Origin of the sequence: Synechococcus sp. MU1611, from assembly GCF_020514255.1 — a bacterium.
In the GTDB taxonomy this organism is placed as follows: domain Bacteria; phylum Cyanobacteriota; class Cyanobacteriia; order PCC-6307; family Cyanobiaceae; genus Parasynechococcus.
This window is the reverse complement of sequence record NZ_VTLC01000001.1, coordinates 255567-269237: the sequence shown is the minus strand read 5'-3', so window position 1 is coordinate 269237 and position 13671 is coordinate 255567. Positions and strand designations below refer to the sequence as shown.

General features: G+C 59.0%; 15 protein-coding genes. 11 read left to right on the top strand and 4 right to left on the bottom strand.

What is annotated here, in order from left to right; all coding sequences use genetic code 11:
• Nucleotides 1-39: 39 nt before the first annotated feature.
• Nucleotides 40-1344, top strand: a complete 1305-nt coding sequence (locus tag FZZ92_RS01520; protein WP_226422414.1) for a Rieske 2Fe-2S domain-containing protein — start codon at nucleotides 40-42, stop codon at nucleotides 1342-1344.
• Here the strand turns inward: FZZ92_RS01520 and FZZ92_RS01515 are convergent, their stop codons facing one another.
• Complete coding sequence (locus FZZ92_RS01515; protein ID WP_226422413.1) at nucleotides 1345-1803, bottom strand: hypothetical protein; 459 nt, start codon at nucleotides 1801-1803, stop codon at nucleotides 1345-1347.
• Between the two features lie 302 nt (nucleotides 1804-2105).
• On the opposite strand from FZZ92_RS01515, the gene FZZ92_RS01510 reads away from it, so the two are divergent.
• The 8 genes from FZZ92_RS01510 (at nucleotide 2106) to FZZ92_RS01475 (ending at nucleotide 10162) form a co-directional block, all read left to right on the top strand.
• Nucleotides 2106-2669, top strand: a complete 564-nt coding sequence (locus FZZ92_RS01510) for a glutathione S-transferase family protein (protein ID WP_226422412.1) — start codon at nucleotides 2106-2108, stop codon at nucleotides 2667-2669.
• Nucleotides 2670-2874: 205 nt separating this feature from the next.
• Nucleotides 2875-4389 carry a hypothetical protein gene (locus tag FZZ92_RS01505; protein WP_226422411.1) on the top strand — a complete coding sequence of 505 codons (1515 nt, stop codon included), beginning with the start codon at nucleotides 2875-2877 and terminating at the stop codon, nucleotides 4387-4389.
• Between the two features lie 70 nt (nucleotides 4390-4459).
• Nucleotides 4460-5590, top strand: a complete 1131-nt coding sequence (locus FZZ92_RS01500; protein ID WP_226422410.1) for a phosphotransferase enzyme family protein — start codon at nucleotides 4460-4462, stop codon at nucleotides 5588-5590.
• A gap of 1 nt (nucleotide 5591) precedes the next feature.
• Nucleotides 5592-6167, top strand: coding sequence for a DOMON-like domain-containing protein (locus FZZ92_RS01495; RefSeq protein WP_226422409.1), 576 nt, complete (start codon nucleotides 5592-5594; stop codon nucleotides 6165-6167).
• A gap of 39 nt (nucleotides 6168-6206) precedes the next feature.
• Nucleotides 6207-7181: a transglycosylase SLT domain-containing protein gene (locus tag FZZ92_RS01490; protein WP_226422673.1), complete on the top strand. Its 975-nt coding sequence runs from the start codon at nucleotides 6207-6209 to the stop codon at nucleotides 7179-7181.
• 43 nt (nucleotides 7182-7224) lie between these two features.
• Nucleotides 7225-7896 (top strand): hypothetical protein, encoded by a 672-nt coding sequence (locus FZZ92_RS01485; protein WP_115093511.1) that lies wholly within the window; start codon nucleotides 7225-7227, stop codon nucleotides 7894-7896.
• A gap of 29 nt (nucleotides 7897-7925) precedes the next feature.
• Nucleotides 7926-9251, top strand: coding sequence for an O-acetylhomoserine aminocarboxypropyltransferase/cysteine synthase family protein (locus tag FZZ92_RS01480; RefSeq protein ID WP_226422408.1), 1326 nt, complete (start codon nucleotides 7926-7928; stop codon nucleotides 9249-9251).
• A gap of 17 nt (nucleotides 9252-9268) precedes the next feature.
• Nucleotides 9269-10162, top strand: coding sequence for a homoserine O-succinyltransferase (locus tag FZZ92_RS01475; RefSeq protein WP_226422407.1), 894 nt, complete (start codon nucleotides 9269-9271; stop codon nucleotides 10160-10162).
• Nucleotides 10163-10168: 6 nt separating this feature from the next.
• Here the strand turns inward: FZZ92_RS01475 and FZZ92_RS01470 are convergent, their stop codons facing one another.
• Together FZZ92_RS01470 and FZZ92_RS01465 are read right to left on the bottom strand one after the other, a co-directional pair.
• Complete coding sequence (locus FZZ92_RS01470) at nucleotides 10169-11272, bottom strand: DUF819 family protein (protein WP_226422406.1); 1104 nt, start codon at nucleotides 11270-11272, stop codon at nucleotides 10169-10171.
• An 8-nt stretch (nucleotides 11273-11280) separates the two neighbouring features.
• Nucleotides 11281-11613, bottom strand: a complete 333-nt coding sequence (locus tag FZZ92_RS01465) for a hypothetical protein (RefSeq protein WP_226422405.1) — start codon at nucleotides 11611-11613, stop codon at nucleotides 11281-11283.
• Nucleotides 11614-11672: 59 nt separating this feature from the next.
• Here FZZ92_RS01465 and FZZ92_RS01460 point away from each other — a divergent pair, with 59 nt between their 5' ends.
• Entirely contained in the window at nucleotides 11673-12257 is a 585-nt protein-coding gene (locus FZZ92_RS01460; protein ID WP_226422404.1) for an alpha-ketoglutarate-dependent dioxygenase AlkB, read from the top strand.
• Here FZZ92_RS01460 and FZZ92_RS01455 read toward each other — a convergent pair.
• A complete protein-coding gene (locus tag FZZ92_RS01455) occupies nucleotides 12248-13150 on the bottom strand; it encodes an AEC family transporter (protein ID WP_226422403.1) in 903 nt (300 codons plus the stop codon). The two genes, FZZ92_RS01460 and FZZ92_RS01455, sit on opposite strands and share 10 nt — an antisense overlap.
• A gap of 180 nt (nucleotides 13151-13330) precedes the next feature.
• Between FZZ92_RS01455 and FZZ92_RS01450 the strand changes: the two genes are divergently transcribed.
• Entirely contained in the window at nucleotides 13331-13546 is a 216-nt protein-coding gene (locus FZZ92_RS01450; RefSeq protein ID WP_226422402.1) for a hypothetical protein, read from the top strand.
• Nucleotides 13547-13671: the final 125 nt, after the last annotated feature.

Sequence of the window (13671 nt, the reverse complement as noted above, 5' to 3'; positions counted from 1 at the left end):
CATCCGGCTAGCGAACATGGCGGCCTTGATGCTCCTGCCATGCACCCCACCTGGACCGAACAGTGGTGGCCCATCAGCTATGTGCAGGACCTCGACCCTAAAAAGCCGAGTCGATTCACCCTGCTAGAGCGGGATCTGGTGATCTGGTGGGATAAGAGCAAGGAACGCTGGCGAGTGTTCCCCGATGTCTGCCCCCACCGTTTGGTTCCCCTCAGCGAAGGTCGGATCAACGACGAAGGGCTCCTTGAATGTCCGTATCACGGCTGGAGTTTCGATGGCAGCGGCCAGTGCCAGCGCGTGCCGCAAGCGCTCGAGAACACTCAGCCCAACAACCGACGGTCCCGCTGCGCCAGCTTGCCGACAGCGACGGGGCAGGGACTGCTGTTCGTCTGGATGGGTGCCCCCGATGCCGCAGACCCAAGTCAGCTCCCCCTGGTCCCAGCTCTTGAAGACAATCCCGAAAGCTGGACGGTGCAAGACACCTTCCGAGATCTACCGATGGATGCGGTGACCCTGCTGGAAAACGTGCTCGACGTCAGTCACGTTCCTTTCACCCACCACAAAACCGTGGGCAAGCGGGACAACGCTGCCCCCGTTGAAGCCAAAGTCACCCTTGAAGACGCTGATGGCTTCGAAGCGTTCTGGGAGGAGGGGCCTCGCCGAGGCAAGCTCGGCGCCCAGTCCACCTGCTTTCGGGCGCCCCAACTGATGTGGCACGACCTCACCGCCAAGGGGTTTGGCCGCATCCTCACCGTTGTGTATGCCGTCCCGATCCGACGCGGCGAGTGCCGCCTGTTCGCCCGCTTCCCCTTCCAGTTCCAATCCGCGTTACCTCGCCTCCTGATCGGATTGCGTCCCCGCTGGTTGCAGCACATCGGGAACCACAAGGTGCTGGAGGACGATCAGGTGTTTCTGCACTGGCAGGAACGGGTACTGGAGCAGGCCGGCGGTAGTTCCGCCGTGGAGCGCAGCTTTTTTATGCCCACAACGTCAGACGTCTACGTCGTTGCCCTGCATCGCTGGTTGAACGCCAACGGCGGCGAGCCCTTTGCAGGGCAACGCCTACCACCCAGGCAAACAACAACAGAGCTCATGGATCGGTACCAAAGCCACACCATCCATTGCCGCAGCTGCTCTGCAGCTCTGGCGAACATTCAAAAGGCTCGTCCATGGACCTGGGCGTTGCTCTGGGGATCCGCAGCTCTCGTGGGCATCGAACAAGGCAGCGCCTGGAGCAGCGTCGGATTGGTCACCGCCGCAGTGACGGGCCTAGTACTGCGACAGCTCAACCGTTGGGAGCAGGGCCTGACCGTCGGCAACGGCCAGGCCCCCCGCAACCGCTGATCAGAGCCCTGGAACAGGAAGCAAGGTCGGCTTCACCTTGCCCTGAATATCGACCTTGCCGCCGATGGTGACTTTGTTGTCGACAGACACATCGGCTCGCACAGGGAGCGGTTGATCCGCCTTGACGGACACCTCGCCGTCAAGACCACTGACCCGTGCATCGGCATTTACCGTCACCGCCCCCGCAATCGATTTCACCGACACGGGACCTTCAATCGCAAGGGGGGCATCTCCGGAGATGGTCACCTGCTCCTGCACCACCACCGGTAAAGGCATATCAGCGCGGATGGTGACACTGGGAGGAAGCACCAGCTTGTCCACCTGCAATCCACCCTCAATCGCAATGGGGATAGGCCGACTGAGCAGCTTTATTGCCGTGGCCGCCAAAACCAGGCTGGACAAGACGACCGCCGCAGGCCAGCGGTACGCCATCAGCAGATCACGGCTGGACACAGGCATGTGAACAATGACTTGAGCGCATTACAACGTGTTTGGAGCGAACACGCCCGCCCAGACGCCATCACCACCTCTCGATCGATGACTCCAGGAACATCAGGGAACAAAGAAATTCAAAAACAATCCAACAAGAGAAATTACTGAAGACATCGAAGTACCAGGTAAGAACAAAAAATCGAATCCTTTATAAACACAATCCTGCCCCGCAAACCCATCATAACTCCCGAAACAAACCCACCCTCTCAGACAATCTAAATGTCAGGGAGCTTCATGAGAACTATCATAGCTTTGATCGCTAACCAGTGATGACGCTTTATCTCTACGGCGGCCCCAAGACCCGTGTATCGATGCCGAAATGGTACGCGGCAGAAAAAGGTATTTCTTACAATTACGTTAACGTTGACCTGGCAGCTCGTCAAAATCTTGAACCGAGTTATTTAGAGGTGAATCCTTTCGGCAAGTTACCTGCCCTTAAAGACGACAGCAATGGATTAGTGCTGTTTGAGTCAGGCGCCATTCTTCAGTATCTCTCCGAGAACTACACCAACGAAGTCAAAGACCCGGCAACACGCGCCTCCATCAGCCAGTGGATTCTTTTCGCCAACTCCACACTCGCGATCGCTTTATTCGTTCCCTCCAATAAGGAGCGGGAGTTTCCAAGACTGATGGCGAAACTGAATGACCTCTACAGCAAGAAAAAGTTTTTGGTGGGTGATCGCTGGACGGCTGCCGATTGTGCAGTCAACGCATATCTCGGCTACCTCCCCATTTTTTATCCCAACGAAGATCTCTCAGCCTATCCAGAAATCCAGTCCCTCAATGAGCAAACACGCTCCAACCAAAACTACAGACAGATCATGGGCCTTTAATCTATTCATCTGCTATTCATCTCCTGTTTATTCCCTCATTCAATTTTCCACATTGCAGACATCTTCATAGGTCTTCGAAGCGATCAGCATCGATCAAGTAAATCGGCTCGTAGCTTGCGGGATAGCGAAACTCCGCATCACGAAAGGAAATCGTGTCTGTCTGTTGTGAGCAGTCCCACCAGGGACGCTGCTTAGGCTTGCCAGCATGCGCAACTCCTTCTTCGACCAAAGCCTGGACGCCGGAGCAATACGACGGCGCGTGCAGGAGCTGTCGAACGGCAAGGTGGGGTTCTACAGCGTCGGGCTTTACCCCGCGTCGCTGGCATACAACTGCGCCATGCAGAACGCAGAAGGGCGTCTGCTACTAGCCCCTCGTCCTGGCCGGGACCTGCTGGGAGCCTTCCCCAGAGAAACGATTGAAAACATGGACGACGAGCACGTGGAGACCGTGCTCGAGATGGGTTGCCATCGCAGCGGCGGTGAGCTTGTGGCCAACACCCTCAGCGATCTCATCCAGCGCTGCGACCTGGTTGTGCTCAGCGCCAACAGCAATCACATCGAAGAAGATCTCCACGAAGCCTGTCGTTTGCGGCAAGAGCTCAATCGAGACCAAGTGGTGCTGGCCTGCCTGGCGGGGTCCTTCAGCCATGACCCGATCAACAACAGCGCCTATGTGCTCTGTGAGCAACAACCGGAGCTCGCTTTCTTCTCCGGCTTTCACCGCCATGGAGCTCTACGCAATCCCTTCGACAGCTTCACAGCCAACTTCTGCCATCCGAACGCCTTAACAGCGATGTTGGGTGCCCAGCTGATGGATCAACTGTCCCCCAACATCCAGGTCTCCGCTGGTGTTCACAACGTGGAGGGGCAGTTCATCAAAGCCGCCAAAAACATGGCGTCGGTGTTTGCCGGTTTCGGCTATGGCTTCCATCAGGACAACCCAGGTGTGTTGCCAACGCTCCTAACCCTGCTTCTGAACCAGTGCCTGGATCAGGCGGCCACCGTGTCCATGGCACGACCCGACCGTCAACGGCTGTACCACCGTCAGCCCTTCCCTCTTACAGAACTGGGCTACGCCGTACCAAGAATTGAATCCACCCTGGTGCGCGACGGCGACTTCGAGCGGGTACGGGACCACACCTTCAGCCAGCTCACGGCCATGGTGGCTGATGTGCGCGGCAGCATGATGCTGCCCGTCTCCGGTAGCCCAACCCGTAATTTCCAGGCCGGCCAAGTGATGGCACAGGAGATGTGCGATCAGGGCCGCTGTCCTCATTCCATGGAGGAGTTGGAACAGTGGTGTGAAGCCGCAGGCCTGCGCAAAGGCGGACTAGAGGGTTTGAAATCTCTGCGGTATTGGCCTCAAATCGCCCGCAAATACGCGATCCCAGCCCACGACGCTTCCATGGTGAATCTGCTGTACATGGCGATTTACGGGCGTGCTGGCGTCAAGGACACCGCCTACCGGGTGATGACGGAAAGCCGGGAACTCTCCAGCTACTGCCAGGAATCAGTACGACCTAGCCACAGCCGTCGGTATGCCGAGGCTCTGCAAAACCTGGAGGTGCCTAAAGCTCTCGACCTTGTGGTGAATGCCGTCATTGCGGACAATGCCAATCAGGCCATGCGCAAAAAGATGGCCCTCGACGAGAACGGTGAGACCGGAACACCGGCCTACCTGCAATTGATGGACGTCATCGAAAGCCAGCTCGAAGCCTGAGTCGGCTCCTGTTCTGCACACCTGAACGGGGCAGAACGCAGGAAGCGCGGCAAGGTGCGGCCTGAGACCCATGCGACCGTTCATGACCGAGGCCCTGGAAGCCATCGCCGATCGCTTCCATCCTCGCGAGGGGATCAAAGCCATTCGCTCCCTTGGCTCAGGCAACGTCAACGAAACCTTCCTCGTGACCCATGAGGGACAAGACGGCGCCTTCGTCATGCAGCGGCTGAACACGAGCGTTTTCGATCGTCCCGACCTGGTGATGCAGAACCTGCAGGCCCTGGGCGACCACATGGAGCGCCGTCTCGCCTCTCCACCTCCACAACTGAAGGGACGCCGCTGGGAAGTACCCAGAGTGGTTCCCTGTCGTCGGGAAGCCTCCCCCTGGATCGAACAAAACGGAGAGTTTTGGCGCTCGATCACCTACATCGGTGCAGCGACCACCAGTGATGTCATCAGGGACAGTGCCCACGCCCAGGAAGTGGGTTATGGGCTGGGAATGTTCCACCACCTGATCAGTGACCTGCCCACCGATCAGCTGGCTGACACCCTGGAAAATTTCCATGTCACACCGACCTACCTCCAACGCTTCGATGAGATCGCCGCGGCCACGGGCCGCATGGGCCCTGCCGAGCGTGACGCCTGCGCGTTTGTAGAGCAGCGCCGCCAGGGCGTGGATGTTCTTGAAGCAGCTCTTGCACGCGGCGAACTCCATCACCGTCCCATCCACGGGGACCCGAAGATCAACAACGTGATGATTGACGAGGCCAGCGGTCAGGCCATCGGTCTGATTGACCTGGACACGGTCAAACCGGGACTCGTTCACTACGACATCGGCGACTGTTTGCGGTCCTGCTGCAATCCAGCCGGAGAAGAAACACTCTCCCTGGACGATGTGGACTTCGACATGAACCTCTGTGAGGCCATTCTCAAGGGCTATCTGTCAGTTGCTGGTGGATTTCTGAGTGACTGGGACCTGCACTATCTGCCCCACTGCATCCGTCTGATCCCGATGGAACTGGGACTGAGGTTCCTCACGGATCATCTTGAGGGCGACGTGTATTTCCGCTGCGATCGACCTGGGCACAATCTGCAACGCGCCCTGGTTCAATTCCGACTCACAGAAGCGGTGGAACAACAGTTCAGCGACTTGGAACACCTGGTCAAGCGACTGCAGCGTCAGCAGGGACCAAGCCACTGAGATGGGTCGTTCTGCAGTGATGCTGCGTCAGGCATGCCGCCTGATCCCCTTTGAACGGTCCATGCCTCCAGGGTTCCAGATCAGCGCCGAGCTCGTCTGGACGCGCGATGGATGGCTGGAACTCAGCTATGGAGTCCTGGCCCGCGCGGCCACAGGCATCAATGCGTTGCGTCTGCCGACGGATCTGAATGATGGGCCACAACAGGGACAACGCAGTGATGATCTCTGGACCACCACGTGCTTCGAGGCGTTTCTCGCCGCCCCTGGCGAGCAACATTATTGGGAAGTAAATCTTGCTCCCAATGGGGATTGGGCGGTTTATCGCTTTGATCACTACCGCAGTGGCCAGACCCAGCAAGAGCTCAGCACACCCCCAACGGTGCGGCTGAAACGCGGGGCGCATCAACTGCGGCTGGACGCCAGGATTGCTTTGGAACCCTGGTGGACGCCAGGGGGCTGCCCAGACCTGGCATTGACGGCTGTGATCGATCGCGGTCAGGACGGTCTGAGCCATTGGGCTCTCTGCCACGGACGCAAGCCGGACTTTCACGACCGCAGCACCTTCCTTACGGCCTGAACCGCACCGGTAGTGTCAGCACAGCGCCCCTGCCTCACCATGCGCAGCCGCAACGTGCTGATTGTCTCGGCTCTCACGGCAACCCTGCTGGGGGGGCTGTGGCTTAAACCGAAACAGCCACGGGCCGAAGCAGAAGCGTTCGTGACCGCACCGGTGGTGACCGCACCTGTAACACTTCCTGCCCAAGCGACCCAACCCAAAACACGAGACGGCAGGCAATACCCCCTTGTGCCAGCCGACACAACCGAACTGACAATGCTGCTGGCAGCTGTTGAACAGGCGTTACGGGACCCAGCCACGCCGGCCGATGAACTGCCCGATCTTGGGCATCAACAACAGGTGATCTACCGGGTGCTGTCCACGGACCAGCCCAGAGCCCAAGCGGTCATCAACGGCCTGCCTCCGCGCTGGCGCAGCGTGGCAGAAAGGCACCTCGCAGCACGGCGCGAATTCGTGCGGATGAGCCGTGGCCGTGGACCATCCATGCTCCCCGGCTGGCGGATCATTCAGCCCGAAGCAGCGGACAAGCTGCTTAGCTACTACCGCAAGGCCGAGGCGGCGACGGGGATTGAATGGGAGGTTCTAGCTGCAGTGAACCTCGTGGAAACCGGCATGGGGCGCATCGATGGCGTCTCCGTGGCCAATGCCCAGGGGCCCATGCAGTTTCTGCCCACCACCTGGGCAGAACCAGGGATTGGCGCCGGGAGCATCCGCGATCCCCACGACGCCATCCAGGCTGCGGCGCGATATCTGGTCCGTCGGGGCGGACTTCAGGACATTCGCCGCGGCCTTTGGGGCTACAACAACAGCGATTACTACGGCCGCGCGGTGCTCCTCTATGCCTCCCTGATGAAGGAGGATCCCGCGGCCTACACCGGTTTGTATCACTGGGAAATCCACTTCAACGCTGCAGCCGGTGATCTTTGGTTGCCGGTGGGCTACAACCAGCCGCAGCGCATCAGTGTTCAGGAGTATCTGCAGACCAACCCCACCAGCAGATCACCAAACCGGTGAGCATCGACACCTACGCTGAGAACTGGCGTGATCCAGGAAGCGGGTGTCCAAGGAAACCTCCCATCGCGGTGATGAACTGAAAGGGCTCGGATGGTCCGAGATTGATGTGGCTCGCTACATCGAGCTCTGGGAATACCGGCAGCGCTGGGGGGCCATGAATTTGGAACGGGAGGATCGTCTCTTCCTGCGTAAGGCCGAGAAAGCTCTCCCGGCGATTGTGTCTGGAAGGGCTGCGGCCAAGAAACCCATCAAAGAGAAGACCTACTACCGATGGCTGCGCTTCCATCTAGAGGCAATGACCGAGGCCGAGGCGGCGATGGGCCTGACCGAAGGCGAACGCGGTGCTTGGCCCGTGCTGCTGGAGGCCGAACTCCGTCTTCTCGACCATTACGAGCCTGTGCTTGGCTTGCCGGACACGCTGAAGGCCAAAGCCCTCAGCCCAGTGCGTGAAAAGCTCACCGCCCAGGTGGCCGCCCTCGGCAACACCAAGGCCTACGACTTCCAGGCGCCCCTCATCGCACTCAAAGCGGAAGACAGCAGCAACCGGTGGAAGCACCTACGCGAGGTGGATGCCAGTGATCGCACCTACCCCCTGCTGAGTGCCGACGGCGTGGCTGGATTCCGCAGCGAAGCCCACCGCGACATCCAGGCTGTCATTCGCAGCACGTTCCCTTCTCTGGCGGAAACCGACAAACCTGAGCTCGCTGACGACTAGAACAGGGGCAGTGCCCAACGCCAAGGACGATGTCTCACCGCTTCGAGACCCTGCAGCTTCATGCCGGGCAATCGCCCGACAGTGCAACCAACGCGCGGGCGGTTCCCATTTATCAGACCAGTTCGTACGTCTTCAATGACGCCGAACATGGGGCCAACCTCTTCGGTCTAAAGGAATTCGGGAACATCTACACCCGACTGATGAATCCGACCACAGACGTGTTTGAGAAGCGCGTTGCCGCCCTCGAAGGCGGAGTGGCAGCTCTAGCAACCGCCTCAGGGCAGTCGGCTCAGTTTCTTGCGATCACCAACTGCATGCAGGCGGGAGACAACTTCGTCTCAACGTCGTACCTCTACGGCGGCACGTACAACCAGTTCAAGGTGCAGTTCCCGCGGCTGGGAATCAACGTGCGATTTGCAGAAGGCGACGACGTCGCAAGCTTTGCCGCACAAATCGACGACAACACCAAAGCGCTTTATGTCGAAGCGATGGGCAATCCCCGCTTCAACATCCCCGATTTCGAGGGCCTTTCAGCGCTCGCCAAAGAGAAAGGCATCCCCTTGATCGTTGACAACACATTGGGAGCCTGTGGTGCTCTGCTGCGACCGATTGAGCATGGCGCCGATGTGGTGGTGGAGAGTGCCACCAAATGGATCGGGGGCCACGGCACCAGCCTCGGGGGCGTGATCGTGGATGCCGGCACCTTCAATTGGGGCAACGGCAAGTTCCCGCTGATGAGCCAGCCCAGCGCGGCATATCACGGCTTGGTGCACTGGGATGCGTTTGGCTTCGGCAGTGACGTCTGCAAGATGCTTGGCCTGCCGGAAGACCGCAACATCGCCTTCGCGCTGCGGGCCCGGGTGGAAGGTCTGCGGGATTGGGGTCCGGCCGTCAGTCCGTTCAACAGCTTCCTGCTATTGCAGGGTCTAGAAACCCTGAGCCTGCGCGTGGAGCGCCACACCGAAAACGCCATGGCTCTGGCCACTTGGCTGGATTCGCATCCCGCCATCACCCATGTGAGCTATCCCGGCCTGGCGCACGATCCTTACAACGCTGCCGCCAAGAAATACCTGACAGGACGGGGCATGGGATGCATGCTGATGTTCTCCCTCAACGGCGGCTATGACGATGCCGTGCGCTTCATCGACAGCCTCAAGCTGGCCAGCCACCTCGCCAACGTGGGCGATGCGAAAACGCTGGTGATTCATCCCGCTTCCACAACCCACCAGCAACTCAGTGAGGCTGAACAGGCCTCTGCTGGCGTCACTCCCACGATGGTGCGGGTCTCCGTCGGACTCGAACACATCGACGACATCAAGGCCGACTTCGAGCAGGCCCTCGCCGTTCTCAGCTGAATGCCGACACAGCCCCCATGGCGCTGATCCTTCCTCGCAGCTACCACAAAATCGCGGAGGTTGAACGCAACCGGATCTCCTGGATTGAGCCTGAACAGGCCGAACGCCAGGACATCCGGCCCCTGCGTATTGGCATTCTCAACATCATGCCGCTGGGCAAGCAGTACGAGTTCAACCTGCTGCATCCGCTGGGCCTCTCGGTGCTGCAGATCGAACCGATTTGGATTCGACTCAACTCCCATGCCTACAAGAGTTGGGATCAAAACCATCTCAACCAGCTGTATGTGAGCTGGGATGAGGCCTTGTCCCAGGGTCCCCTTGATGGCCTGATCATCACCGGTGCCCCCGTGGAGCACCTGCCCTTTGAACAGGTCAGTTACTGGACAGAGCTGGTCAAATTGATCGAGGAAGCGCGACAAACCTGCGCCAGCACCCTTGGCCTTTGCTGGGCCGGTTTCGCCCTCGCCTACCTGGCTGGCGTCGACAAGGTTTCGTTCCCGCAGAAACTGTTCGGGATCTACCCCATGCGCAGCCTGGTTCCTGGTCATTCCTTAATGGGCACCCAAGACGATGATTTCGTCTGTCCCCAGAGCCGTCATGCAGGGCTGACGGACGCTGCCATGGAAGCCGCGCAACGGGATGGACGTCTCCGTCTGCTCGCCCACGGCGAGCAGGTGGGCTACACCATTTTCGAGACCCCGGATCAACGCCAGCTGATGCACTTGGGCCACCCCGAATACAACGTCGGGCGCATCGTCGGAGAAATGGAACGTGACCTGGCCCGGGGTGATGTTCCCCCGCCCGAGAATTTTGATCCCGCCCGTCCCCAGACTCTCTGGCGGTCCCATCGGAACCTTCTGTTCCAACAATGGCTGTGGTTCTGCTACCAGCGGGTCAGCCTTAAGGCCTGAGCTGCACTAGGTCAAACCCAACAGAAACGCAGACAACAATCCGAGGTAGGTGCCGATTAAGTAGCCCAGCAGACCGATGGCTACCCCAGGCATGGCAAGCGCTGGGCGGTTGAGGGATGTTGCCAGGGCCAAAGCAGTGCTGGGGCCACCGATGGCTGCCTGGGATGCCACCAGAGATTCGACCAGAGGCCAACGTTGCCAGGAACGCAGCACCAACAACAGAACCCCCTGAACAGCAACAATCCAGACGGCATACAAAAAGACAGGCCATCCAGAACCAAACAACCCGGTCAAGGGAGAGCTGAGTCCAATCACAGTGAAGAAAGGTTGGATCAACAGCAAGCCAAGCCCGTAGCAACCCGAGCGCAAAGATGCACCAGGGAGCTGGGCAGCAATCAACGCCGTCGTGGTCAGCACCAGGATGGATGGACAGTCACTCCAACCCCGCTGAATCAGAGCCGTCATCAACTCCGCTGTGCACAGAACGGCACCGCCCCAGAGCAGTGACCACAGGACCCGGGGACCATCAGATCCCGATGGCGCATCAAGCTCGTCTCGATGCAACTGGGGGGCAACGGACTCCACCTCTTTACCCCAACGACGGCCGATCAGGATGCTGAGGCCGAACCAAGTGGCAAAGACCACATGATCCGCGGCCGTGGCCAAGAGGAGTAGTGGCTCCGGCGGCTGAAGGGTGCGGGCGACGGATACAAAGTTGAGGCTTCCTCCCGTGAAGGTGGCGGTGTAAATGCCTGCAAGAACAGTGCTGTTGCCCAAAAGCCAGGGCTTGAGCAAAACAGCCCCGAGCAGAACGGCGAGCAGCGTCGCCACCACAGCCACAACAAAAGGAGCGAAAAGACGCTGAGCCTCCGGCCAGATCCGTCGCAGATCAACAGCGAGCAGGAGCTGGGTGATGGCCAAGGACGTCAGCGGACCGCTCACCCAATTCGCTGCAGCTGTTTGCGGCTGCCAACCGGTGACATTCGTCACCAGAAATCCGATCAGCAGAACCACCATCGTGGTTCCGAGCTGGCGTCCAATGCGTGTCGAGCGACTGATCCACCATCCCGTCAGGGTGAGCCCCAGAACTCCAACCAGCGACACCACCATCGCGAGCTTTAAACCGTACGGTTAGGGGTTTTTTCGAGGGTTATTGAAGACTCAACAGGAGAAGACTCAACAGGAACGGAATCAGGACGCTGAGCGGACTTGCGGTTGAGTTCCCGTTCCAGCGAGGCAATGCGCCTTTCACGAAGACAGTGGCGGCATCCGCCCAAGGTTTGGAGATGCTTTTCCGGCGTGATTGTGATCAATTGAACCGGATGTTCTTTGCAGCGGATTTGAACAGGGCTCTTGTAACTCCGCCAGCGGATCAGGCTGTAGTCGAATTGATCACCAAAACGCTGAACAGCGCGCTTGAGGAATTCTTCTTCAGTGATTCGGGCTCCCATGCATTCGAATGTATGGGACAGTCTCGAGATGGAACCGACCTCGTCATCCGACGTCACGAATGAACGTCAATCCGGCCGCTCCCGAAACGGAATGGTCCCTGCAAGAGGGGTGGCTCCAGGCAAACGAAGCAAGGCGCTGGCAAACGCTGCTTGAACAACAGCTCCTCTGGCAACAGCCAGTCGTGCAGGTCTATGGCAAGCGTCATCCAGTCCCCAGGATGACGGTGTTTCTTGCCAACGAAGGCATTCAATATCGCTATAGCGGTGCCGTTCACAAGGGCTGTGGTTGGCCCGAATGGTTCAAGCCATTGCTGATTCAGGTCAATGCAGCCTGTGAGACCGAGTTCAACGGATGTCTGCTCAATCTGTATCGCCACGGGGACGACCGCATGGGATGGCACGCTGATGACGAACCGGAGATTGATCAACGTGCTCCGATTGCCTCCCTTTCACTCGGGGCGACACGCGATTTTCAGCTCCGCCATCGCAGCACTCCCCAACGCCGGATATCGCTGCCTTTGGCCGATGGTGATCTGCTCGTGATGCACCCGGGGTGTCAGAGCCAATGGATGCACAGTGTTCCGCAACGGCGAAAAGTACAAACCACGCGCATCAATCTCACCTTTCGCCGTTTTCAAAACTGAGATCGCAGCAGCACACCCCAAGCAGGCGCCGTGACCAACGCCAGCAGCGTGCTCCAAAACACCAGACCTGCAGCCCGCTCCTGATCAGCCCCCACAGACTCCGCAATCAACAGCAGTGAGATCGCCGTCGGCGCGGCCCCCTGCAACGCAACCGCCTGAACCATCAGCGGATCGAACCGCAGCAGAGATGCAAGCAGAAGCAGCAGCAACGGATAAAGCAGGAGTTTGGCTACCAGTGGCCTCAGCAGTTGCAACGGTCGGGCCGATGGAGTGATTCCCTTGCGATGGATGCTGCCCAGGCGCATGCCCACCACCATCAGAGCCAGCAAGATCACCAAGCGGGAAGGCCACCACAAAGCGTCGGTCACCAGTTCAGACCAGGGGGTCGCCTGAATCAGCAATGCACCGATCAGCCCGCGGGTCGCTGGGCTCGCCGCAACGCTGCTCATGAGACCGTGCAGCCTCTTAGAGCCGTTGCCCCGCTCACCGATCAGCAGCGGACCAAGACTCCAAGTCAGCAGTGTCGCCCCAAGGTCGTAGCCAATGCTGATAGGGAGGGCCTCATTAGGCAGAAAGGCCAAGGCCAGAGGCACTCCGAAATAGGCCGTATTTCCAGTGCAGCTGCCCAACCGCAGCGTTGGAGAGACCAGCTCAGCCAATCCCGGTAAACGCGACGCCCCCACAAGCACAAGGCCCATGGCCAGCACCGCAAGACCCGCTGCCTGCAACATGTCGCCGCTCAGGCCACCCTTCAACAGCAGGCCCATCACACTGATCGGTACCCCGAACCTCACCAACGGTGTGGCCAAGCGGGCGGCGAGGGTTTCATGGCGTCCTCCAGCCCAAAACCCGATCAGCAGGGAAGGCGCAAGCTCCAGCAAAAACCGAAGCATCGGCACATCCAGCTCAGATCACGACCCTAGAAAGCTGAGCCGGCTGACGCATCAGACCAAAACCGTTCAATCGCGCAACAACGACAGCTTGAACGACAAGCAGATTCCATGAAGACGCCGTCCTAATTCATCCACGGACGCGCTTAATCTGCGCTCCGGCATGTCGCGTGAAACCAGCTGATGAATCCAGCTTCACGCCATCGCATCGTGCGTAGCGACAGTACGGAGGACCGCCTGACGCGGCAACGTTTTGACAGCTACGACGCTGCATACGATGAACTTGAGCGGTACTACGGCGATTTCTGCTGTTCTGACGATGATCGTGTCGACTACACGATCATCTGTGATGGTTCAGACAGTCTCCACGACTCGAGCATGAAACGGCCGGTTGAATGATCGTGACGTAAAACCGCTGCACAGGGCTCAATATCACCCAGTCAAGGTTCATAACAAGAGAGCAGTCTCAAGGGTCAGACCACAGAGACGCATCCCTAGATGCCAAAAATCAGGCCACTAAGTCA